The following is a 22,567-nucleotide window of genomic DNA, read 5'->3' as shown; positions in this document are numbered from 1 at the left end:
ATCTCGCGTCAGGAGTTCGGGCAGTGCTTCCACGCCAGGTGGTAGACCGTGCTGATGTCGCCGTCCGTCGAGTCCATCGTCATGAAGCTGACCTTGCCGGGCGAGGTCGTGCCCGCGTTGACCCGGATCTCGGTGTTGATGTTGAAGTTGCGCAGCACTCCGCAGGGTGCCCAGACCAGCTGGGCCCAGTCGGTGCTGTCGGTGGCCTGCCAGTTGTCGTTGTACGGGCCGCTGAAGGGGTGGGTCCGGGCCGCGGTGCTGGAGGAGCCCTGGAAGTAGTACGAGGCCTTCTGGGTGCCGTTCGCGCCGGACTGGAGCGAGGCGAAGCCCCGGTAGTCGGCGCTGGCGACGGCGTACGTGAAGCCCTGCGGTACGTGGACGATCAGGTTGAGCTGGCAGTTCTTGCGGAACGCCGTGGGGTCGGAGTTGCCGCCCGCCTGGGCGAGGTAGTCGCTGTAGGTGACCGTGAAGGCCGTGTTGTCCGGGGAGACGGCGATGGCGGTCGTGCCCTGGGGACAGCCGGAGCCGTTCACCGTGGCCACGTCGATGACGATCTTGTCCGGGGGCGGGTTGTCGAGCACGGGGGACGAGGGGTGCGCGGGAAGCGCGGTGGTCAGGAGCGCGGCGATCGCGCCACTCATGAGCAGGCCACCAGCCATGGTTCTCCATCCGTTCAGTGGGGGGTTACAGGGCATGTGCCGCGTGTGCGCCATGTACATGCCAATAGACACGTACAGACACTCCCGCCCGTGGAGGAACCATGGACGCACTGTGAAGGCCGGGAGCGGTCGAATCGTACGCAGCCGCCCGCGGCCGGAGAAGGTCACTCTCCGGCCATTCACACATGCGTTCCTTTCACTGCGGCTACGGGTTCTCCCAGGCCGCCGGCTCCGCCGCCAGTCGCCGTACCGGCTCCGGCAGGGCGTCCGCCGCGATGTCGGCCATCGTGACGCCTTCCAGGACCTTGCGCACATTGGCGCGCAGCGCGATCCACAGGGGCAGCAGGGGCTCGGCCGATCCCGTGTACGCCAGGCCCGTCGGCCGTTCGCCGCGCACCGACACGATCGGGCCGTCGACCGCGCGGATCACGTCCGCCACGGTGATCGCGCAGGCCTCGCGGGCGAGTCCGTAACCGCCGCCCCCGCCGCGCCGGCTGGTCACCACGCCCGCGCGCCGCAGGTCGCCGAGGATCCCCTCCAGGAACTTGTGCGGAATGCCCTGCGCCGCCGCGATCGCCTCCGCCTTCACCGGGCCGTCCTCCTGCCGGACGGCCAGTTCCAGAACCGCCCGTACCGCGTAGTCCGCCCGCGCCGAGATCCTCATGGGACCATTGTGGGCCTCGCCCCCGTGGAGAATGGCGGCACCTGCGCCCCGTAAGATCGCCGCCCGGGAGGCACAGCTTTGGCGCTCAGCAGACGTTCATTCGGCGCCCTCACCGGCACCGCCGCGCTCGGACTGGCCCTGGGCGGCAGCGGCGGGCCGGGGGCACCCACGGCCTACGCGGCGCACTCGGTACCCACGGGGCCGCCGCCCGCGCCGCCGAGCGCCGACGGGCAGCGGCACACCATCGGCTTCGACCGCTACTCGCTGCTGGTCGACGGCCGCCGGCTGGTCCTGTGGTCCGGCGAGATGCATCCCTTCCGGCTGCCCAGTCCCTCCCTGTGGCGGGACGTGCTGCAGAAGATGCGGGCGCACGGCTACAACGCCGTCAGCATCTACGTGTCGTGGAACTACCACTCCCCCGCCCCGGGGCACTACGACTTCACCGGTGTCCGGGACCTGGACCTGTTCCTGCGCACGGCCGCCGAGACCGGTCTGTACGTCGTCCTGCGCCCCGGCCCCTACATCAACGCCGAGGTCGACGGGGGTGGTTTCCCCGGCTGGCTCACGGCCACCAGGGGCACCGCCCGGACCGACGACCCGACGTACCTGGCGTACGCCGACGAGTGGCTCACCCACGTCAACGCCATCGCCGCCCGGCACCTGTTCACCCGGGGCACCGGCACGGTCCTGCTGTACCAGATCGAGAACGAGTACGACGCCCACGTCCACGAGCCGACCGGCCGCGCCTACATGGCACACCTCTACAAGAAGGTGCGCGCCGACGGCATCGACGTACCGCTGTTCCACAACGACAAGGGACGCAACGGCCACTGGGTACCCGGGTCCTTCGACACCGGCGGGGAGAGCGGGCGTTGGTTGTACGGCTTCGACGGGTATCCCGCACCGTCGCAGACCCCGCCCGACTGGGGGCGTTTCGGGACCGGGGGGCCGACGGGCGGGTCGACCGCGAGCCCCACCACCCCGGGCTTCATTCCCGAGTTCGGGGGTGGCTGGTTCGATCCGTGGGGCGGGGTCTTCTTCCGGGGCAAGGGGTACGCCGAGTCGCGGCGGACCCGGGACTCGGCCTACGAGCGGCGCTTCCACCTGACCAACCTCGCCAACGGCATCACCCTGCACAACGTGTACATGAGCTTCGGCGGCACCTCCTGGGGCTGGCTGCCCGCGCCGGTCGTCTACACGTCGTACGACTACGGGGCGGCCTTCGACGAGGGGCGGCAGCCGACCGAGAAGCTGGTGGCGATGCACCAGATCGGGCACATGCTGCAGCGCATCCCCGACTTCGCCAAGCTGGACCGGGCGGCCGACGTCAAGGCGGCCGGGCTCACCGTCTACCACCTGACCAACCCGGACACCGGCGCCCACGTCTACGTGCTGCGCAACGACAGCGGCAAGAAGGTCTCCTCGACCCTGCCCGCCGCAGGGCAGGACCTGCCGGTCACCGTGCCGGCCCGCGACGCGCGGCTGCTGGTGACCGGGCTGTCCCTGGGACAGCGCAGGCTGCGCCACGGCACCGCCCAGCCGATGCTGTTCCTGTCCGCCGGGCGGCTGGACATCGCCGTGTTCACGGGGTGGCACGGCGAGATGGCCCACGTGGCGCTGGAGTGCGCCGAGGAGCCGCGGGTCACGCAGCTGGACCAGGAGTCCGGGTACGTCTACGACCAGGGTCTGCTGCACGTCACCGCTCCGCTGGGCTCCGGCCTCGGCCGCGGCATCGGCGCGGGCGGACTGGTCCAGGTGCTGGTCCAGGGCGACGGGGTGGACCGGCCACTGCTGCTGATCTTCGCCGACGAGGCGGACTCCCTGCGCCTGTGGCCGCGGGAGACCCCGGCCGGCTCGCTCCTGGTCCACGGACCGGCGCTGCTGCGCACCGCCGCCCTCAGCGGCTCCACGGTCCATCTCACCGGCGACACCGTGGCACCGGCGGGGCTCGAGGTGTGGGGACCGCGCGGCATCGAGAGCGTCACATGGAACGGGCGCCCGGTGCGGGTGCTGCCGCGCGGCACCGGAAGCCTGCACACCACCGGCGCGGCGCTGCCCGGAGTGCCCGCGGTGCGACTGCCGGCGCTGGGCGGCTGGCGGATGCGCACCGAGAACCCCGAGGCCGGGCCCAGCTTCGACGACTCCTCCTGGCAGGTGGCCGACCGGAGGTCCTCCTTCAGCACGACACCGGTGCCCGAGGGACAGCCGGTGCTGTTCGCCGACGACTACGGCTTCCACTACGGGGACGTCTGGTACCGGGGCACGTTCACGGACGCCACCGGCATCGAGGAGGTCGCCCTCGCCTACGGCACCGGCACGCAGGGACTGCTGATGGCCTGGCTGGACGGTGAGCCGCTGGGCACGCACCGCATGCCGGTGCCCGACAACAGCACGGTCCGCAAGGGAAGTTGGACGGACACGGCCACCTTCCCGGTACGGCAGCGGCTGCGCACCCCCGGACGGCACGTGCTGTCCGTCCTGGTCCGGCGGATGCAGCACGACCAGGACGGCAGGGCGCAGGACACGCACAAGGCGGCGCGCGGACTGACGGCGGCCGGCTTCACGGGGGCCGCGCCACGGGTGCGTTGGCGGATCCAGGGCGAGGCCGCGCCCGATCCGGTGCGCGGGCCGCAGAACAACGGCGGGCTGTACGGCGAGCGAGAGGGCTGGCACCTGCCGGGGTTCGCGGACCGCGACTGGGAGTCCGTGGACTTCCCGCGGACCGTGCGGCGGCAGGGCGTGACCTGGTACCGGACCACCTTCACGCTGGACGTGGACCCGGGCGTGGACGCCTCGATCGGCCTCACGCTGGACGACGACCCGTACCGCGCCTACCGCGTCCAGATCTTCCTCAACGGCTGGAACATGGGGCAGTACATCAACAACGTGGGCCCGCAGCACACGTTCGTCCTGCCCAACGGCATCCTGCGCACCCGCGGCGGCAACACACTGGCCCTGGCGGTCCTGTCGGAGTTCACCACGCTGTCGGGTCCGGGGCAGGTGCGGCTGACGCTGCTGGGCAGCGCGGCCGGTGGAGTGCCGGTGACGCCGGTGGCCTCGCCGGGACGGTGACGCCGGGAGCCTTGCCCCGGACGGTGACGCCGGGAGCCTCGCCGGGACGGTGACGCCGGGAGCCTCGCCGGACGGTGACGTCCCGGCCGCCGGGGCGGAGACATCCCCGGCCGACCGCTCGGGTTCGGCCGTGGTGTCACGGGCATCCGCGCCGGGGGCGAACGGCCGTCCGATCGCATGACGCCAGCACATCCGGCCGCGTAGGCTCGGACCGCCGACCGGGGTGAGGGGGGAGCGATGGACTTCGCGGGCGTGCGCAGCGGGACGGCCCGGATCGCCGCCGGGCTGCGGCGCGCACGGCACGGCACGGGGCGGCGCGGCCTCGCCGCCGCCCTCGCCACCGCGGTCCGGGCCCGGCCACAACCCCCCGCCGATCTGGCCGAGTTGTGCCAGGCGCTGTGCGAGGAGATGAGCGCACGGCGGGCCGGGCGGCCGGTGCAGCTGCGCTTCGAGCGCTTCCCCAACGAGATAGAAGTGACCGGTCTGTGGGTGGAGTTCCAGGACTTCGACCTGGTCATCGTGGAGGAGCGGGCCGAAGGCGCACAGCAACTGGTCATCCTGGGACACGAGTTGTGGCATCTGCACGCCGGCCACCGGCACCACCACATGGCCGGTGCGGCGGCCGCCCGTGCCCTGGGCGAGGCGCCCGGCTGGCGCGACGCGGTCCTGACGGTGGCGGCGCGCAACGGCTCCCGGGAGGCCGACGAGGCCGAGGCGGACGACTTCGGCCACCGGCTGGCCACCGTGTTCCGCTCCTACGTCTGCGGGCCCGGCTCCGGCACGCCCCCCGACCCCGTGCAGCGGTCGCTGGGCTACCGCGGCCGTGGAGGTGCGGCGCAGTGACGAAGGCCCTGGAACCGGTCGGTGCGTGCCTTCACTTAGCCACTGGCCCGGCGCCACTCGCGCTGGACACCACCCGCCTCTTCAACGGACTGTACGTCTCCTTCTGGCTGCCGACCGCGGTCCTGACCGCCGCACTGGTGATCAAACTGCCCAGCATCGTCAAGATGTGGCGGGACCCGCTGCTGCGCGCCGTCGGCGGCCTGCTGCTCTTCGGCTGCGCGGTGTTCGTCTTCGCGGCGCCGAGGACGATCCACTGGATCAACGGGGTCACCGGCGTGCCGAACATCTCGGCCCCGTGGGTGTACTCCCTGCTCACCGCACTCTGCGCCTGCTGGCTGCTGCTGATCATCGCCTGGCGCAACGACCTCGCCGACCGCTCGGCCCAGACCCGCCGCGCGACCCGGTTGGTCGTGTCCGTCTACGCGGGTGTCGTGGTCGCCCTGTGGGTGCTCTTCGCGCTCGCGGACGTCCCGGTGGAGCGGCTACGGGACCTGGACACGTACTACGCCAACACACCGTTCATGCGCGAGGAGATCCTGCTCTACCTTCTCGCCCACGCCACGGCCTGCACGATCACGGCGCGCCTCCTGTGGAACTGGATCCGCACCGACGGCCTCGACGCCTGGCTGCGCTGGGGGCTCAGGCTCCTGGGCATGGGCTACGCGAGCAACCTGTTCTTCGACGCCTCCAAGCTCACCGCCGTGGTGGCCCGGTGGACCGGCCACGACCTGGACTGGCTGAGCAGCGACCTGGCGCCGTCGGCGGCCTGTGTCTCCGCCACCCTGGTCGCGGTGGGCTTCATCGTCCCGCACGTCGGCCAGTACCTGCACGAGCGCTGGCGCGTCCGGCTCGATCACCGGCGCCTGCGGCCCCTCTATCTGCTGATGCGTACCGTGACGGGCGGGCGCGAGCCCTTCGCCCCGCGCGCCACCTCGGAGCTGCGGCTGATCCGCCGGGAGACGTTCATCCGCGACGCGCTCCTGCAGTTGTCCCGGCACCTGGACGAGGACCTGCGCATCCGGTCCTACGACGCCGCCCTGGCGCTGGGTGCCGATCCGGGCCGGGCGAAGGTGCTCGCCGCGGCCGTGACCGTCCTGGACGCCGTGGCCGCCCGGCAGCGGTGCCCCGACACGGACAGCGCCTCCACCCCGTCCGGCCCGGACACCGCCTACCTGATGCGTGAGATCCAGGCCGTGTCGCGCGCCCTTCGCCGTCCCGAAGTCGTCGAGGCGGTGCGTGCCCGCGCCGCCGCCCCGGCCGAGAGCGTGCCCGCACACGAGTGACCGGCCCGCCCCCGCGCGAGGGTTCAGCCCGCGAACGCCGGCTGGGGCAGGCCCTTGCCCGCGTCCGGCAGCACCAGGAGCGAGCCGGACAGCGGGTGCGGCGCGGACAGACCGGTACGGGCCGTGGTGACGTACAGGTCTGTCAGGTCGGCGCCGCCGAAGGCGCAGGCCGTGGGGTGGTCGACGGGCAGGCCGACGACCCGGTCCAGCTCGCCGGCGGGCGTGTACCGGCGGATCGCCCCGCCGTCCCACAGCGCCACCCAGACGCAGCCCTCGGCGTCGACCGTGAGGCCGTCCGGGAAGCCGGCCCCCTCCTCGACCAGCGCCCACTGACGCCTGTTCGCCACCCGCCCGCGGTCGTGGTCGAAGACGTCGATACGGCGGGTGGGCGAGTCGATGTAGTACATCCGCCGCCCGTCGGGGCTCCAGCCGATGCCGTTGCTCACCGTCACGTCGTCGAGCACGACCTCCACCGAGCCGTCACCGGTGATGCGGAACAGCGTGCCGCCGCCGGGTGCCTCGTCGTAGCGCATGGTGCCGGCCCACAGTGAACCGTCGGGGGCGATGGCGGCGTCGTTGCCACGGCGGCCCGGCACCGGTTCGCGGTGCAGCATGCGGAACGTCCCGTCCGGGTCCACCAGGCCCACGCCGTCACGCAGGTTGAGGACCAGCCCGCCGCCCGCGCGCGGCTTGGCCGCGCCCACGTGCTGCCCGGTGGTGCGGACCGTGCGCCGCCCCGAGGCGGGGTCGTAGGTGTGCACCCGGGACGAGAGGATGTCGACCCACAGCACAAGCCCGGCCTTCGCGTCCCACGTCGGGCCCTCGCCCAGCTCCGCCCGCGCCCGCACCGCCACCTCGTACCTCACCCCATGCTCCGGTGGCCGAGGCGCTCGGACAGCTCGGTGGCGCCCTTCACGGCGAGCTGCTCCAGCTCGGCCCGGCGCTCCTCGCTCCAGCGGATCATGGGCACGGAGATGGACAGGGCCGCGACCACCTGACCGGTGCGGTCGCGCACCGGGGCGGCCACGCAGCTGACGTCCGGGTTGGACTCGCGGCTCTCCACGGCGAGGCCCCGCTGCCGGATCTGGGCGAGGGCCTCGCGCAGCGCGGCCGGGTCGGTGATGCTGTTGGGCGTCATCGCGGCCAGCTCGGTGCCGTCCGGGATGCGCGCGGCAAGCTCCTGCTCGGGGAGGGAGGCGAGCAGCATCTTGCCGACGGAGGTGCAGTGGGCCGGCAGGCGGCGCCCGGCGGCGGACACCATACGCACCGCGTGCGTGGAGTCGACCTTGGCGATGTAGATGACGTCGGTGTCCTCCAGGATCGCCACGTGCACGGTCTCGTCGCAGGTCTCGGCGACCGAGCGGGCGACCTGCTGGCCCTCGGCGGCGAGGTCGAGCTGCTCGGCGTACCGGCTGCCGAGCTGGTAGGGGCGCACCCCCAGGCGGTACCGTCCGGGCTGGCCGGGGACCGGGACGATGTACTGGCGGGCGGCGAGCGTGGTGACCAATTCGTGCACCGTGGTGCGCGGCAGCTGGAGCCTGCGGACGATGTCGGGTGCGGAGAGTGTCCCGTCCCCGTCGAGGAAGAGCTCCAGGATGTCCAGAGCCCGGGTCACGGCGGGTACGAGGCGTCCCACGACCGGCCCCCTCCCTTGATCTAGGCCTATGTTCGAAATTTCAACAGGCGGTCGGCATGACGAACACAGGTTAGTCATCGTGGGGTGCAGCGGCAATGGCTGCGCCCGCACGCGCGGGCGGAGGGCAGACCCTCGTTGCAGTACTAGGCCGCGTCAACGCCGGCTCCTGGGATCCCCGAGCTCGCCCCGCAGACGTTGGGCCCGCAGCACCAGTTCCAGCTCGAAGCGCCGGTCGGGGTCGTCGATCTCGTCCCCCCACAGCTCCCGTATCTGCCGTAACCGGTACCGGACGGTCTGCGGATGGACCCCCAGCCGTGCGGCCACCTCCGGCGCCCCGCCGCGTGTCTCCAGCCACGCCAGTAACGTTTCCGCAAGCCGCCGCCCGTGGGTCGGGCCGCAGTGGGACAACGGGCCGAGGCACCGCAGGGCCAGGTCGTCGATCAGCTCCTCCGGCTGCAGGAGTACCAGTGCCTGGGTGTGTTCCGTGCAGTACAGCACCTCCCCGGCCGGCAGCAGCCCGCGCTCCATCAGGCCCACCGTCGCCTCGGCCCACCGCAACGACTTCGCCGCGTGGGCCAGCGGCACCGGCGGCCCGATCGCCCCGGCCCACCCGGTCAGCGCCCGGTGCAGCAGTTCGGGGCGCCCGGCGGCGTCCGGCTCGGGCACCACCATGCGCGGCTGCTCGTACTCCATGTCGAGCAGCACGCCCTGTCCCACCGCGGGCGCGACCGCCTCCCGGGCCGGGCGCAGCAGCACGCCGACGGCGACCCTGCCGGGCAGCGGCCAGCCGATCCGCGCGGCCCGCTCGGCGAGCGCGTCGCCGGGGTCGCCCCGGTGGTGCTCGGTGAGCAGCAGTTCCATCAGCCGGCGCTGGAGCCGCAGGCGTTCCCCGGCCTGCCGGGCGGCGGCCTCGGCGTAGCCCCGTACGGACTGGTCGACCAGCCCGTCCAGATACTCGTAGCCGGCGTCGACGAGTTCGTACATCGCGGGCGGCGGGATCTGCACGCGCTGCCCGATGTCGGCGAGGCGGCGCCAGGCCAGGCGGACGCCCATCCGGTAGATCGCCTGGAGCGAGTCGAGGCTGCGGCCGTGCAGGCCCTCGCCGCGGCCGAACTGGTGGAAGACGTCCGGCGGCACGGTGGGGCGGCCCGCCAGGTTCTCCGCCTGCTCCAGGTGCCGTACGAACGCCTCGATCGCCCGGCGGATGCCGACGAGCGCCATCGGCTCACCGCTCTCGTCGAGGACCACGGGCACCTGGGGGTACTCGCGGCGGATCTCGCGCAGGATCTCCTCGGCGAGGCCGGGCGCCTCGGCCATGGCGATCGCCGTGAACCGGCGGATCTGGGGCCGGGGGACGTCGTGCCAGGCCGAGCGGGCGGGGACCGCGCTGGAGCGGGCGGCGCTCACGGGTCAACTCCCCTGGCCTGCTTGCTCGTACGTGATCAGCGGGGTGTTCGGCTGGTCGGGCCGGGCGTCGAGCAGCGCGACGATGCCGAGCGCGGCACCCACGGCGAGCGCGGCGGCGGCCGCGACGGTCAGCGCGACGGCGAGCAGTCTGGACATCGCAGGGTCAGCCTCTCTGTCCGGAGCCGGTCCGGAATCAGTCCGGCGATCGGTCGCCCCACCCCGGCGTCCCACCCCTGCCTGTCGACAGCCCAGTGTCGGCGGGACATTGACAGTGCGTCAAGAGGCGCTTACGGTTCCCGGCCCATACCGCACGCGCACGTTCCTCCTCGGATCCTGGAGTGCCCGGATGCGCCGTACACCCTCACCGCTCTCCCTGACCCTGCTGGGTCTCGGCACGTTCCTGCTGGTCCTCGCGCCGCTGCTGACGTGGTACGTGGAACCGCGGGCCGCCGTGAACCCGATCGACATCGACACCACCGCCGTCTACACCGGCACGGGCAGCTACTTCGACACCGGCGAGATCAAGACCGTGCACGACCGGCGGATCACGGTCACCCAGCAGGTGCGCGGCGACGTCGAGGACAGCGAGCACAGCGGGCGGGCGGTGTGGGACGTGACGACGTCGGTCGACTCGGACGAGTCGCTGCCCGCGGCCGACCCGCACGACGCGCTGGAGTTCTTCGCCAACCGCTGGGTGACGAACCGGAGCACCAACAAGCCGGCGCACTGCTGCCAAGAGAACCCGTACTTCGAGGGGGACGCGTACCTCAAGTTCCCCTTCGACGTGCGCAAGCACTCCTACCAGTGGTGGGACAACTCACTGGGCTCGACGGTCGTACTGCACTACGCGGGCACCCGGCGGATCCAGGGCTACCCCGGGTACCGCTTCACCGGCACGGTCGCCCCGACGAGGATCGGCACCCGGCTGGTGCCGGGCAGCATCGTCGGGGAGCCGCAGCGGCCCCAGGTACTGGCCGAGGAGTGGTACTCCAACCACGGCATCGAGCTGGTCGCCGACCAGCGCACCGGCCGGGTGATCTACGCCCAGGTGGGTCCGCGCAGGGCCCTGCGCGCACCGGGGTCGGCGAAGGACGCGGTGGTGCTGCTGGACGCCCCGAAGCTGGGGTTCACCACCGCGACGCAGCGGGACCAGGTGCGGCAGGCGAAGCGGGAGAGCGGTCGACTGCGCCTGCTGGGGCAGACGTTGCCGATGACCGCCGCAGTGGCCGGATTCGTGCTCACGGCGGCGGGGGGAGGATTGGCGGCCCGTGGGCGACAACGCCCCGATTCGCCCGGGACACCCCCATCTCCGCTCACGATGTGACGATACGTCAGATCCAATAACCCAGGAAATTGTCACCCCGGTGAGTAGCCGTGGCGAACGGCTGGGCGAAAACTGTCCACCCCACCCGAGCACAGCCCGTCCACGCCCCCCGCTCAGACCCCCCACGGAAAGCAGCAAGCCGTACCGGGATTCCGACCGGATCCGCACCGTGCTCCGCCACCACCCCACGCCGAGTTCCGCACCCCGAGACGAGTTGGAGCACCCATGCCCCAGCACGTACCGTCCTCGCTGCGCGCCGCGCTCCCCGGCGGCGCCCAGCGCTCCCCGGCGCTCCCCCCACAGCCGCGCCGGATCGTCTTCCTCGCCCACCGGGACCTCGGCAGTCCGGCGGCCGGAGGCTCCGAGCTGCTCGTCGACCGGCTCGCCGACGGACTGACCGGTCTGGGCCACCAGGTCACGCTGCTGTGCGGTGGCCCGGCGTCCTTCCACGACTACCGGGTCGTCTCCGCGGGCGGCGCCTACGGCCACTATCTGCGCGCCCGCTCCGCCTTCGCCCGCCGGGTCGGCGAGACCGACCTGCTGGTCGAGGTGTGCAACGGCATGCCGTACCTCGCTCCGCTGTGGCACCGGGGTCCCACCCTGTGCCTGGTCAACCATGTGCACACGGACCTGTGGAGGATGCGGTTCGGCGGCCCGCTCGCCCCGGCCGCCCGGATCGGCCGGAGACTGGAGCACTGGGCGCTGACCGGAGCGCAGCGCCGCAGCCTGATGGTCGCCGTCTCCCCCTCCACGGCCCACGCGCTGCGCGCGATCGGCGTCGAGCGGGAGCGTATCCGCGTGGTGCACAACGGAGTTGAGGAGCCCGGTCCGCGGGCCGACCGGTCCCCCGAGCCGCTGTTCGTGGCGGTGGGCCGACTGGTGGAGTACAAGCGGATCGACCTGCTGCTCAGACTCTGGGAGCGGGTGCGGCCGGTCACCGGTGGCCGGCTGCTGATCGTCGGCGACGGTCCGGAGCGGGAGCGTCTCGAGCGACTCGCCGGTCCCGGTGTGCAGTTCACCGGGCATGTCGCCGAGGCGGACAAGCACCGGCTGCTGTGCGCGGCCTGGCTGTTGCTGCACCCCTCGGCGGTGGAGGGCTGGGGCCTGGTGGTGACCGAGGCGGCGGCCCGCGAGACCCCGGCCGTCGCCTTCGACGTGCCCGGCCTGCGGGACTCCGTGGTGGACGGCGAGACGGGTGTGCTGGCACGCGGCGAGTCCTCCTTCGCGGCGGCCTGGTGCACGCTCGCCCTGTCCGGGCACCGCCGCGAGCTCATGGGCAAGGCGGCCCGCGACCGCGCCGCCCGCTACCGCTGGCACCGCACGGTCCGGCAGTTCCGCGCCGTGGCGGCGGAGGCGGTGAGGAGCTGGGCGCCGTGACCGCCGGGACGGGCACGGGCCGCCCGAAGGACCCCTCCGTACGCCGCTCCCTGGCCCTCTTCCGCGCCTTCCTGCACGAGCAGGACGACCCTCAATCCTGCTACTCGCTGCTGGCGAGGGACGCCGCCGACCAGGTCGAGGCCTACTCGGGTGCCCTCACCGGCCGCACGGTGGTGGACGTCGGCGGCGGCAGCGGCTACTTCACCGAGGAGTTCCGCAGGCGCGGCGCGCACGCCTACCTGTTCGAGCCCGACGCACGGGAGCTGGGCGCCGAGCCGCCCGAGGGAACGATCGTCGCCGACGGCTATCTGCTGCCCCTGTACGACGGTGTCGCCGACGTGGCCTTCTCCTCCAACGTGCTGGAGCACGTGGCCGACCCGCAGACCTTCCTCAGCGAGCTGGCGCGGGTGACCCGGCCCGGCGGGCTGATCTACGTGTCGTTCACCAACTGGCTGTCGCCCTGGGGCGGTCACGAGTGGGCGCCCTGGCACTACTTCGGTGCCGAGCGGGCCCGCGCCCGCCACGAGCGCCGTACCGGCCGCCCCGCCAAGCACACCCTCGGCGAGAACCTGTTCGCCGTGCACATCGGGGCCACCCTGCGGCAGGTGCGCACCCGCGACGACGTGACGGTCGTCTCGGCGCGCTCCCGCTACTGGCCGTTCCTCGCGGAAGCCGTGGTCAAGGTGCCCGGGCTGCGCGAGCTGGCCACCTGGAACCTCCTCCTCGTCCTCCGGCGGTGTCCACCATGACGACCACGGTCCAGGCTCCTCCCCCGGCAGCCGTCCCCAGCACCGCGGCCCGCTCGGGCCCACCGGAGGGCCCGCGGTCGCGGCGCTGGCTGCTGGGGTTCTGGGCCGCGGTGTTCGTGCTGCTTGTGGTGGTGCACCCGGGCCGGCAGACCTTCGACACCAAGCTCGGGGTGACGGCCGACCCCGGGCAGTTCCTGTCGGACCTGGGCCAGTTGTGGCACGACCGGGGCTCCTTCGGCGGGATCCAGGACCAGTACGTCGGTTATCTGTGGCCGATGCTGCCGTTCTACTGGATGGCGCACGCCGTGCACCTGCCGGTGTGGGCGGCCGAGCGGCTGTGGCTGTCGCTGGTCGTGTCGGTCGCCTTCTGGGGCGCGCTGCGGCTGGCCGAGCGGGTGCGCGTGGGCAGCGGCGCCTCCCGGCTGCTCGCGGCGGTGGCGTACGCGCTGTGGCCGGTGTTCACCGTCGTCGTCGGATCGACGTCGGCGGCCGCGCTGCCCGGCGCCTTCCTGCCCTGGGTGCTGCTGCCGCTGACCGGCGAACGGTACAGCGCCCGGATCGCGGCCCTGCGGTCGGCGCTGATCGTGCCGTTCATGGGCGGTGTCAACGCGGCGGCGACACTCGCGTCCCTGCTCCCGGTGGGCCTCTACCTGCTCTCCCGCCCGCCCGGACCCCGCAGGCGCAGGCTGATCACCTGGTGGGTGCCGGGCGTGGTCGCGGCGACCGCCTGGTGGTGGATCCCACTGCTGCTGCTCGGCGTCTACGGCGAGAACTTCCTGCCGTACGTGGAGACCTCCCAGACCACCACCGCCACCATGTCGGCCACGGAGGCGCTGCGCGGCGCCGGGAACTGGGTGGCGTACCTGCACTTCGGGCAGGCCTGGCTGCCCGCGGGCTGGACGGTGGCGTCCTCGGTGCTGGTGATCGTCTGCTCGGCGCTCGCGGCCGGGCTGGGCCTGGCGGGCCTGGCGAGACGGGACATGCCCGAACGCCGCTGGCTGGTACTGACCGTGGTCACGGTCGTACCCGTCCTGCTCGCCGGGTACGGCGGCGCGTTCGGCGGGCCCTTCCACGACGTGGTGCAGGACTGGCTGAACGGCCCGCTCGTCCCGTTCCGGAACATCTACAAGTTCCAGACTGGTCTGGCGCTGGCGCTCGCGCTGGGCCTCGCCCACCTCGTGGCCGTTGCCGCCGAGACGCGCGGGGCCCGCCCGCTGCGCGGCCGCCGCTTCGCCACACTGCTCGCGGCGGTCCTGGTCGTCCCGGGTCTGGCCTGGCCGTATCTCAACGGCTCGATCCTCAACCCGGGTTCCTTCCAGCAGCTCCCCAAGTACTGGACGACCACGGCGGACTGGCTGCACAAGTACTCCCCCGACTCCCGGGCCCTGGTGGTCCCGGCGACCGCGCACGGCCTGTACACCTGGGGCTCCCCCATCGATCAGCCCCTCGACGTCCTCGCCGAGTCCCGCTGGGCGCAGCGCGACTACGTCCCCTTCGGCACGCCGGGCAACCGGCGCGCCACGGACGCCGTGGAGCAGGCGTTGATGAGCGGCGGCGAGGTTCCCGGGCTCGCCGACTACCTCAGCCGGGCCGGCCTCTACTACGTCGTCGTCCGCAACGACCTCGACCCCGACCAGATCGGCTACGTGCCGACCACGACCGTCAAGCGCACCCTGGAGCAGTCCGGCTACCAGCGCGTGACCGGCTTCGGTCCGGTCATGACCGGCGGACGGATCGCCCACGGCACCCCGCTCCAGGTCGAGGGTCTCTACCCGCGCGGGCGCGCGGTGGAGGTGTACGAGCCGGTGAGCCGTGACGTGCCCCGGCCGGGACAGGCCCACCTGCTGCCGCTGGCGGACACCGCCGTGGTCTCCGGCGGGCCGGAGGCGCTGCTGCCGCTGGCCGCCGAGCTGCGCGGCCGGGCGACGGTCCTCACCGGCGACAACCACCCCGGGCTCGGCTCCCCCGGGCTGCAGGTGGCCGGGGACGGACTGCGGCGGGCGGACACCCGGTTCGGGCTGGTCGACGCCAACACCTCGTACACGTACACGAAGAGCGAGCGGAACGCGCCGGGCGCCGTGCAGGACGCCGGTGAACGGCCGCGGCAGATCCTGCCGGTGAAGGGCCTCGAGCACCAGACGCTGGCCGAGCTGCGCGGCGCCCGCTCGGTGACGGCCTCCTCGTACGGCAACTGGCTGTTCCATCTCCCGCAGTACGACCCGGTGAACGCCTTCGACGGCGACCCGGGCACCGCGTGGACCGAGGGAGCCCCGGGCTCGGCGAACGGGCAGTGGCTGCGGATCGCCTTCACCGGCAGCTACGACATGCCGTCGTCGGTCAAGGTCACCCCGCTGCCGCAGGAGAGCGTGCGGTCGGCCGCCACCAAGGTGCGGGTGCAGACGGAGAAGGGGTCGGCGACCAGCCTCCTGCGGCCCGACGGCATGACGCAGACCGTGAGGGCCCCCGCCGGCCGGACGTCGTGGATGAAGCTCACCATCGTCGACTCGGTCGCCCGCCATTCCGGTCTGACCGGCGCCGGCTTCTCCGAGATCGCCCTCCCGCACGTCCAGGTGACCCGGCTGCTGCGGCTGCCCACCGACGCCGACGGCTCCGACGCCGCCACCGAGGTGGTCTCCCTGCACCGCGCCACCGATCCGACCGGCCTGTCCGCGACGGGCAGCGAGCCGGGCCTGCACCGCCGCTTCTCCACCGGCACGGCGGGGACGTACCAGGTGAGGATGAGCGCGGTACCGGTGCCCGGCGAGGACCTCGACCGGCTGCTGTACGAGGTCGCGCCCGGGCAGCGGAACCGGGTCGTCGCCACCGCCGACTCCACGGCGGTTCTCGGCGCCGGCCTGTCGGCGCGCAACCTCACCGACGGCGACCTGACCACCGCGTGGATCGCGGGCGACCGTCCGACGATCCACCTGAGCTGGCAGGGCAAACAGGCCGTGGGGGAGGTGGTCCTGGCGCCGGCGGGCGGGCTGTCGACCCGTGCCACGCAGGTGGACATCAGCTCCCCGGACGGCGCGACGGTCGCGGGGGTGGACGACAACGGCGTGGTCCGCTTCGATCCCATCACCACGGACCGGCTGGACATCACGATCACCAGGACGGCCCCGCTGACCCTGCACAACCCCGTCGCCGACGAGGACCTGCAACTGCCGGTGGGGCTGAGCGAGGCGTACGTCCCGGCGCTCGACCAGTACCGCACCCCGCAGCCCGCCGGCTCCCGACCGTTCTCCCTGCCCTGCGGCCGGGGTCCGGTGGTGGCGGTCGACGGCGAGCTGTACCGGACCGGCGTCAAGGGGACCGTGGGGGACCTGGTGCAGCGGCGGGCGGTCGAGGTGACGCTGTGCCGGAGCGGCCGGCCCAACTCCTCCCTGGAACTGACGTCCGGCACGCACACCGTCGAGAGCGGTGACGCCGGGCCGCTCGCGCCGGCCGAGGTCACGCTGACCCGCGGCACGCTCCCGCAGGCCTCCGCCCCCGGACGCGAATTGCGGATACGGGACTGGCTGGGCGACCGGCGCGAGGTGACGGTCGGCTCGGGCGCGGCCGTCTATCTGACCACGTACGAGAACTACAACGACGGCTGGCGGGCCACCCTGGACGGCAGGACGCTGTCGCCGGTGCGGCTCGACGGCTGGCAGCAGGGCTGGCGGATCCCGGCCGGGGCGGGCGGGGTGGTCAAGCTGTCGTACGAGCCCGCGACGACGTACGAGCGCGGGCTGATCGGCAGCGGGGTGGCGCTGGCCGCTCTGGCCGGCCTGGTCCTCTGGCGGCGGCGCGAACCCAACCCCGACGCGCCGCAGCCGCCCGCGCCACTGCCCGGCCCCTGGCTCGGCACGGTGGCGCTGACCCTGGTGGGTGCGGTGATCGCCGGCTGGTTCGCGCTGCTGGTGCCGGCGCTGGCGCTGCTGGCGCACCGGCGGCACACGCTGCTGGTGCCGATCGCCTTCACCGGCCTCGCCGGTGCGGGCATCGCGGCGGCGACGGGCGCCGGGCAGCCGGTCGGCGCGGACGGGGGCGCCTTCGGGCACCCGGCCCAACTGCTGGCCCTGCTGGGACTGTTCGCGGGCCTGGTGAGCGTACGGGAGCCGGACGGGCGGGACGGGCCGGACGGTCCGGGCACAGCGGAGCGGCCGCCGGACGAGCCCGGGTCGACGGCGGTCCAACCACCGGACGAGCCCGGGTCGACGGCGGTCCAACCACCGGACGAGCCCGGGTCGACGGCGGTCCAACCACCGGACGAGCCCGGGAGGACGGCAGTGCTGCCGCCGGTGGAGACCGGCGCGGCCGGGCCCGCGGCGCCGGCCGCGCCGAAAGCCCCACCCGGCTCCGAGGCGCCGACGCAGGCGCTGCCGCACCGGCGGCGGGGGGCGAGCCTGCCGGGCGCCGAGCCCGACCCGCAGCAGCCCCGCTCCCGGCCGGCGCACCCGGACGCAGTGGTGCCGGACCCCGGCCCAGGGGCCGGGCAGCCCGACCGCGGTGGCTCCGGGCCGACGGTCAGTGCTCGTGGGCCCGGGCGCGAGGAGCCGGTTTCGCCGACCGCGCGTTTCCCGCTGCGCAGGACGGTGTTCCGGGCGGCACCGGTCGAGAGGCCGGACGAAACCAGGGGGAAGGACGTATGACCGCGCTGGAGCACCGCGCCGGCGATCCCGTACGGCGGCCCGGCCGCGTCCCGTTCCCGGTGGTGGACGAGGTGGCCCGGCACTGTCTCCAGGAGCAGGAACCGGAGACGGTCCACATCGAGGTCCACCTCCCGGGCCGGCTGGACCCGCCGCGCCTGCGCACGGCCTTCACCGAGGCACTGCGCCTGCACCCGCGCGTCCTGATGCGGGAGGCCCCCCGGCCCTGGTACGGCCGCCGCTACGAGTGGGAACTGACGTCCGGCCCGGACGTGGAGGTGGTGAGCTTCCCGCCAACGGAGGCGGACGGTCTGCGGCGGGCGCGGGAGCGGGCGCTGGACTTCGTCCCGCCGCTGTCGGCCGCGCCGCCGGTCCGCCTGGAGGTGGTCGACGAGGACGACGGCTCCGGCGGCACGGTCCTGTTCCTCACCATCAACCACACCGCCCTCGACGGACCGGCCTGCCTGCGGGTCCTGGCCACGGCCGCCGAGTCCTACGGCGGGCGGGACAACTCACCGGCCGCACCCCCCACCCGTCCCCCCGACACCTCCCGGGAGCGGCCGGTCACCCCCTCCACCTGGACCCCGCCCGCCCGGGTGGCCCCCGGCACCCCGGAGCTCTCCCCCGGCAACGGCCTGCTCGTCACCGAACTCCCCCTCCCGCACCGCCCCAAGGGCGCCCCCTACACGGTCAACGACCAGCTCATGGTCAGTACGGCCCTGACGATCGCCCACTGGAACCGGGAGCGCGGCGCCCGCCCCCGCCCGTTGCGGATCACGATGCCGGTGGACGACCGTCCCCGGGACCGCACCATGCCCATCGGCAACGGCACCCGCCTCGTCGAAGTCCCCTTCGCCGCGGACGAGTTGGTCACCGACGACCTGCCCGGCCTGTTGCGCCGCACGGCTGTGCGCACCCGCGCCCTCAAGGCCCTCCCGCGCCCCCAGCTGGGTCACGGCGCGGCCCTGCTCACCGCGCCCTGGGCCCCCGTCGGCGTACGGGCCGCGCTGACCCGGGGACTGCGCCGGGCCGCCGCTCCCTGGACGTCGACCACACTGCTCAGCAACATCGGCCGCGTCCCGTACCCGCTGGACTTCGGCGAGGGGGCGGGCCGCGCGCACGCGGTGTGGTTCTCGGCCCCGGCCCGCATGCCCCGGGGCCTGACGGTCACCACCGCCTCCACCGCCGGGCGCCTGCACCTCGCCCTGCGCTGGTCCCGCACCCTGCTGGGCCAGGGGGACGGCGCCCGCCTCCGCGACCTGTTCGAGCACCACCTGCGCCGCACGCAGGAGGGCACGCCATGAGCACCACGGCCCCCGCCCGCACCGGACTCCGCGACTTCTACGAGGATCCCGCCGTCCCCGTCGCCTCCGGCGCCCCCCGCAGTCTCCGCCAGGCCCGCCTGCTCGCCGCCGCCCTGGGCCCGGCCGGCGAGGAGGTCCGGACGGTCCTCGACATCGGCTGCGGCGACGGCACCGCGGCCGCCACCGCCGCTCCGCTGCTGGCCGGCCACCGCATCGTCGGCGTCGACTGGTCCCATGACGCCCTGCGCCGCGCCCACGCCCGGCTGCCGTACGCGGTGCGCGGCGAACTCACCGGCGGCGGGCTGCCGTTCCGGACCGGATCCGCCGACGCGGTGCTGTTCAGCGAGGTGGTCGAGCACCTCGTCGACCCGGACGCGGCCCTGGACGAGATCCGCCGCGTCCTGCGCCCCGGCGGCCATCTGATGCTGTCCACGCCGAACCTGGCCGCCTGGTACAACCGCGCCCTGCTGCTGGCCGGGGTCCAGCCGGTGTTCTCCGAGGTCAGCCTGCGCGCGATCCACGGCCGTCCGGGCACGGAGGTGGTGGGACACCTGCGCCTGTACACCGCCCGCGCACTCCGCGAGTTCGTGGCCGCGGCGGGCTTCGAGGTGGTGGACCTCAGGGGCGCGCCCTTCCACGGCGTACCGCGGCCGCTGCGGCCACTGGACCGGCTCGCCTGTGCCAGACCCTCCCTCGCCTCCATTCTGCTGCTGCACGCGCGAAGGGCGTAGGGCCGTGTGGTGGGGAGTGGCCGCGGCCCTGCTGGCGAACGTCCTGTACAGCACGGGCTTCGTGCTGGAGAAGCGGGCCCTCGGGGCGCTGCCCGAGGTGACCGTGCGGCAGCCCGTGCGCCTGCTGCGCATGGTGCTGGGCAGCCCCTTGTGGCTCGCCGGGTCGCTGGCCCTGGCGTCCGGCTTCGGGGCCCAGCTCGTCGTCTACCGCACCCTGCCGATCGCGGCCGCCCAGGGCATCTTCGTGTCCGGGCTGGTGCTGCTCGTACTGCTGTCCGCGCGGCTGCTCGGCGAGCGGACCAGCGGCCGGGAGCGGTACGCGCTCGGCGCGATCCTGCTCGCGCTGCTGATGGTGGTGCTGTCGCTGGACCAGGACACCGACACCGTGGGCCGGGGTGCCCCGTACCCCCTGGTGCTCCTGGTGTGCGTGCCGTCCCTGTGGGCCGGCGTCACCCTGTACCGGGCCACCGAGCGGCGCGCCCGGCACCGGCACCGGATGCCGACCACCGGCGTGGAGTACGGCGTGGCGGTGGGGCTGCTGTACGGGGTCAGTTCGCTCGCCATCAAGGGTGTCTCCGGCTGCCTGACCGCGGGCGGCCCGGCCGGCGTGGTGGCCGGTGTGGTGCGCTCCCCGTACCCGTACCTGCTGTTGTTCACCGGCGCCTTCGGCCTCGTCATGTCGCAGGCGGCGCTGCAGCGCTGCCGGGCCTCACTGATCGTGCCGGTGTGCACGACCGTCACCTGTCTGTTCACCGCGGTCCTCGGCACGCTGACGTTCGGCGAGGCGCTGCCGCACCAGCCGCTGCGGCTCGTCCTGCGCCTCGCGGGCACGGCGCTGGCGGTGACCGTCCTGCTGACCATGCCGAAGCACGACGCCGCGCCTGGACCCACCGACCGTGCCAAGGAGCTGACACCCCCCATGAACCCCGACGACCCGCTGCTGAAGATCCTGGCGTGCCCGCTCGACAAGGGACCGCTGCACCTGCTCGTCCCCGACGGCAAGGCGTCCGCGCCGGCGTCCGACGAGGCCCTCTACAACCCCCGGCTGCGCCGCCGTTACCCGATCGTCGACGGCATCCCGCAGTTACTGCCGTCGTCCGGGGAACAGGTCTCGGACGACGAGCACGAGGAATTCCTGCGGCGTCTGCCCGGCGGGTACCCGCCGGCACCCGGGATGCTTCCGTGAGCACCCCGCAAGACGCCCCGGTGCCGCCGCGCGGCGGGCGGGCGGGTCCGCCGCGGCGCACGCCGGCCGCCCGGCTGGCCCCGCTGCTGCCCGCGCGTGCGGTGGCCGCGGCCGTCCGGGCGGTGTACCCGCGGTTCGAACCGGAGCTGGCCCGGCTGTGCGAACTGTGCCCGCCCGGCTGCGGCACGGCGGTGGACGTCGGCGGCTGGTACGGACCCTGGACGCACCGTCTGGCCCGGCGCGCCCGCCAGGTGGTGACCGTGGAACCGGTGCCGCACCTGGCCCGGCTGCTCGCCTCGGCGACCCCGGCCAACGTGCGGGTGATCCAGGCCGCCGCCTCCGACCGGCCCGGCACCGCCCGCCTGTGGCTGCCCCCGGACGACGCGGGCGACCGAGGGGTGTCGTCGCTGGTGCGCCGGGACATCCACGCCCGTGCGCTGCGGGTCGACTGCGTGGCCCTGGACGACCTGGGGCTGCGCGAGGTCGGCTTCGTCAAGGTCGACGTGGACGGCGGCGAGCCGGCGGTGCTGCGCGGCGCGAGCGGGCTGCTGGCCCGCGACCGCCCGGCCCTCTTCGTGGAACTGGAGGCCCGCATCCAGCCGGTCGGCCCGGTGGTGCGGTACCTGGAGATGCTGGGCTACACGGGCTGGGTGCTGCCGGACGCCACCTGGGTCCCGCTGGCCTCCTTCCCACTGGAGCAGCACCAGGCGGGCGCGTCGTACGTCGTCTCCCACGGCCTGCTGCGCCGTGTCCTGCCCTTCCGCGGCCCGCGGTACGTCAACTCGGTGCTGTTCCTGCCGGACGGCCGCCGCCCGGGTCCGCACTCCGGCGGCGCCGACCGCGGCTGAGGCGCCCCGCGGGGGAGCACCCCGGCCCACGGCATGCGCGACGATGGTGCCCATGCCTTCCGGAAAGCGCCCTGCCGGCCCGTTCACCCCGCTCGACTTCCAGCTGGTGCTGCTGCGCCGTATGGCCGACCACAACCCGGATCTGGTCGAGGACGCCCGGCGCACGCTGGGCGTGTCCATCGCGGACATGCGCGAGGCCAACAAACGGTGGCAGGCGATGGTCCGCTCGTCGCGGGCGAGGCCGGCCGCCGCCCGGTACCGCTCGGTCCTGGGCGAGCCGGAGTCGACGGCGGCCCGCCGCATCGGCGACCTGGACTGCGAGGCCTGGCAGTGGCCGGTGCCGCTCTGGTCCGACCTGCGCTTCGAGGTGCTGGTCGGCCCGAACGGCCAGGTGTGGAACGAATGGCTGGTCCGGGCCCCCGGTGCCGAAGGCCCCGAACTGCGCACCCTCGCCGACCTCGGCCCCTGGTCCTGCACGGTCGACGAGGCGGCCCGCGCCTTCGCCCCCGCCCGGCCCCTGGAGGGCACGGCCCCCACCCGCTGGGGCCTTGCCTTCACCGCCCCGGACGCGCGGGGCGTACCGCACGAGGTCGTCGCGGAGTTCGCGTGGGGGCTGCTGCAGCGGACCCGGGTCGGCGAGTAGCGGCGGCGGGCCGGACCCGGCACGGGCCGGACCGGACCCGGCACGGCCCACGCCTCCCCATGGCCCACGCCTCCCCAAGGCCCGCGCCCAGGCTCGCTCCGCACGGCCTCGGCCGAAGGGCACCGCGGGGACGGGACCCTGTCGTGGGAACGCGGCATCTGGTGTAGGAACTGGAGTCAGGAACAGGTGTGTTGCGCACCGGGTGTGGTT

At 73.8% G+C, this 22,567-nt stretch carries 18 protein-coding genes and 1 pseudogene; 13 read left to right on the top strand and 6 right to left on the bottom strand.

Features of this window, described 5'->3' with window-relative positions:
- Positions 1 to 8: 8 nt before the first annotated feature.
- Entirely contained in the window at positions 9 to 659 is a 651-nt protein-coding gene (locus AB0A61_RS22450) for a DUF4360 domain-containing protein (protein ID WP_361294804.1), read from the bottom strand.
- A gap of 205 nt (positions 660 to 864) precedes the next feature.
- Positions 865 to 1,323 carry an Rrf2 family transcriptional regulator gene (locus tag AB0A61_RS22445; protein WP_361294801.1) on the bottom strand — a complete coding sequence of 153 codons (459 nt, stop codon included), beginning with the start codon at positions 1,321 to 1,323 and terminating at the stop codon, positions 865 to 867.
- Positions 1,324 to 1,401: 78 nt separating this feature from the next.
- On the opposite strand from AB0A61_RS22445, the gene AB0A61_RS22440 reads away from it, so the two are divergent.
- The 3 genes from AB0A61_RS22440 (at position 1,402) to AB0A61_RS22430 (ending at position 6,521) form a co-directional block, all read left to right on the top strand.
- Positions 1,402 to 4,395 (top strand): beta-galactosidase, encoded by a 2,994-nt coding sequence (locus AB0A61_RS22440; RefSeq protein ID WP_361294798.1) that lies wholly within the window; start codon positions 1,402 to 1,404, stop codon positions 4,393 to 4,395.
- Between the two features lie 237 nt (positions 4,396 to 4,632).
- Positions 4,633 to 5,238, top strand: coding sequence for a toxin-antitoxin system, toxin component family protein (locus AB0A61_RS22435; protein ID WP_361294795.1), 606 nt, complete (start codon positions 4,633 to 4,635; stop codon positions 5,236 to 5,238).
- Positions 5,239 to 5,300: 62 nt separating this feature from the next.
- Positions 5,301 to 6,521 carry an MAB_1171c family putative transporter gene (locus tag AB0A61_RS22430; protein ID WP_361294878.1) on the top strand — a complete coding sequence of 407 codons (1,221 nt, stop codon included), beginning with the start codon at positions 5,301 to 5,303 and terminating at the stop codon, positions 6,519 to 6,521.
- Positions 6,522 to 6,544: 23 nt separating this feature from the next.
- Here AB0A61_RS22430 and AB0A61_RS22425 read toward each other — a convergent pair whose 3' ends face one another.
- The 4 genes from AB0A61_RS22425 to AB0A61_RS22410 all read right to left on the bottom strand — a co-directional run bounded on the left by AB0A61_RS22425 (position 6,545) and on the right by AB0A61_RS22410 (position 9,720).
- Positions 6,545 to 7,387 (bottom strand): SMP-30/gluconolactonase/LRE family protein, encoded by an 843-nt coding sequence (locus AB0A61_RS22425; RefSeq protein ID WP_361294792.1) that lies wholly within the window; start codon positions 7,385 to 7,387, stop codon positions 6,545 to 6,547.
- Positions 7,384 to 8,157, bottom strand: a complete 774-nt coding sequence (locus tag AB0A61_RS22420; protein WP_361294789.1) for an IclR family transcriptional regulator — start codon at positions 8,155 to 8,157, stop codon at positions 7,384 to 7,386. The genes AB0A61_RS22425 and AB0A61_RS22420 overlap by 4 nt, the downstream gene beginning before the upstream one ends.
- Positions 8,158 to 8,310: 153 nt before the next feature.
- A complete protein-coding gene (locus tag AB0A61_RS22415) occupies positions 8,311 to 9,564 on the bottom strand; it encodes a helix-turn-helix domain-containing protein (protein ID WP_361294786.1) in 1,254 nt (417 codons plus the stop codon).
- A 3-nt stretch (positions 9,565 to 9,567) separates the two neighbouring features.
- Positions 9,568 to 9,720 (bottom strand): hypothetical protein, encoded by a 153-nt coding sequence (locus AB0A61_RS22410; protein ID WP_361294783.1) that lies wholly within the window; start codon positions 9,718 to 9,720, stop codon positions 9,568 to 9,570.
- A 190-nt stretch (positions 9,721 to 9,910) separates the two neighbouring features.
- Here AB0A61_RS22410 and AB0A61_RS22405 point away from each other — a divergent pair, with 190 nt between their 5' ends.
- The 10 genes and pseudogenes from AB0A61_RS22405 (at position 9,911) to AB0A61_RS22360 (ending at position 22,357) form a co-directional block, all read left to right on the top strand.
- The gene (locus AB0A61_RS22405) at positions 9,911 to 10,888 is read left to right on the top strand and encodes a DUF3068 domain-containing protein (RefSeq protein ID WP_361294780.1); all 978 of its coding nucleotides are present in this window, start codon (positions 9,911 to 9,913) and stop codon (positions 10,886 to 10,888) included.
- 225 nt (positions 10,889 to 11,113) lie between these two features.
- Entirely contained in the window at positions 11,114 to 12,265 is a 1,152-nt protein-coding gene (locus AB0A61_RS22400) for a glycosyltransferase family 4 protein (protein WP_361294777.1), read from the top strand.
- Positions 12,262 to 13,014 carry a class I SAM-dependent methyltransferase gene (locus AB0A61_RS22395; RefSeq protein ID WP_361294774.1) on the top strand — a complete coding sequence of 251 codons (753 nt, stop codon included), beginning with the start codon at positions 12,262 to 12,264 and terminating at the stop codon, positions 13,012 to 13,014. The genes AB0A61_RS22400 and AB0A61_RS22395 overlap by 4 nt, the downstream gene beginning before the upstream one ends.
- Positions 13,011 to 17,648, top strand: coding sequence for an alpha-(1->3)-arabinofuranosyltransferase family protein (locus AB0A61_RS22390; RefSeq protein WP_361294771.1), 4,638 nt, complete (start codon positions 13,011 to 13,013; stop codon positions 17,646 to 17,648). The genes AB0A61_RS22395 and AB0A61_RS22390 overlap by 4 nt, the downstream gene beginning before the upstream one ends.
- Entirely contained in the window at positions 17,645 to 18,949 is a 1,305-nt protein-coding gene (locus AB0A61_RS22385; RefSeq protein ID WP_361294768.1) for a condensation protein, read from the top strand. Before AB0A61_RS22390 ends, AB0A61_RS22385 begins: the two co-directional genes overlap by 4 nt.
- Positions 18,946 to 19,680 (top strand): class I SAM-dependent methyltransferase, encoded by a 735-nt coding sequence (locus AB0A61_RS22380; RefSeq protein WP_361294765.1) that lies wholly within the window; start codon positions 18,946 to 18,948, stop codon positions 19,678 to 19,680. The genes AB0A61_RS22385 and AB0A61_RS22380 overlap by 4 nt, the downstream gene beginning before the upstream one ends.
- Before the next feature lie 16 nt (positions 19,681 to 19,696).
- Positions 19,697 to 20,599 (top strand): annotated as a pseudogene (locus AB0A61_RS22375) (hypothetical protein); the annotation flags it as partial.
- Positions 20,600 to 20,866 (top strand): Trm112 family protein, encoded by a 267-nt coding sequence (locus AB0A61_RS22370; protein WP_361294875.1) that lies wholly within the window; start codon positions 20,600 to 20,602, stop codon positions 20,864 to 20,866.
- Positions 20,863 to 21,714, top strand: a complete 852-nt coding sequence (locus AB0A61_RS22365; protein WP_361294762.1) for an FkbM family methyltransferase — start codon at positions 20,863 to 20,865, stop codon at positions 21,712 to 21,714. The genes AB0A61_RS22370 and AB0A61_RS22365 overlap by 4 nt, the downstream gene beginning before the upstream one ends.
- Positions 21,715 to 21,757: 43 nt before the next feature.
- A complete protein-coding gene (locus tag AB0A61_RS22360) occupies positions 21,758 to 22,357 on the top strand; it encodes a hypothetical protein (protein WP_361294759.1) in 600 nt (199 codons plus the stop codon).
- Positions 22,358 to 22,567 lie beyond the last annotated feature (210 nt).

It is taken from the genome of Streptomyces sp. NPDC046197 (genome assembly GCF_040646295.1).
In the GTDB taxonomy this organism is placed as follows: Bacteria; Actinomycetota; Actinomycetes; order Streptomycetales; family Streptomycetaceae; genus Streptomyces.
The sequence above is the reverse complement of the archived record's forward strand: the minus strand, read 5'-3'. Positions and strand labels throughout refer to the sequence as shown.